At 76.2% G+C, this 303-nt stretch carries 1 protein-coding gene; it reads right to left on the bottom strand.

The features are described from left to right. The coding region (locus ADL15_RS22335) for a hypothetical protein (protein ID WP_198170958.1) at positions 1-280 on the bottom strand (280 nt) is incomplete at its 3' end. Between the last annotated feature and the right edge of the window lie 23 nt (positions 281-303).

Below are 303 nucleotides of genomic sequence, written 5' to 3'. Positions count from 1 at the left end.
GGCGCCGGTGGCCCCCGACGGCAGCCGCGTCGCCGTCGCCTCGCACGACGGGCGGGTCCTGCTCGTCGAGCGCGAGAGCGGCGAGATCCCGGTGCTCCAGCTTCAGGGCCACGTCGTGCGCGGACCGGTAGGCGGAAGCGAGCGCCCGCCACCCTTCCGTGGACGGAGAGGTCAGCGCCACGTGGGTCAAGTCGGCGATGAGGTCCGGCAGCGCGCTCGCGGCAGTACGCAGATGGGTCGCCCGCACCTGCTGGCACACGCGGTCGGCGGCCTCCGTCATGGCCGCCACCGGGCGGGGCGGGC

The organism is Actinoplanes awajinensis subsp. mycoplanecinus (genome assembly GCF_001509495.1).
Classification (GTDB): domain Bacteria; phylum Actinomycetota; class Actinomycetes; order Mycobacteriales; family Micromonosporaceae; genus Actinoplanes; species Actinoplanes palleronii.
Note: the sequence above shows the minus strand (reverse complement) of the source record. Positions and strands in the feature narration are given on the sequence as shown.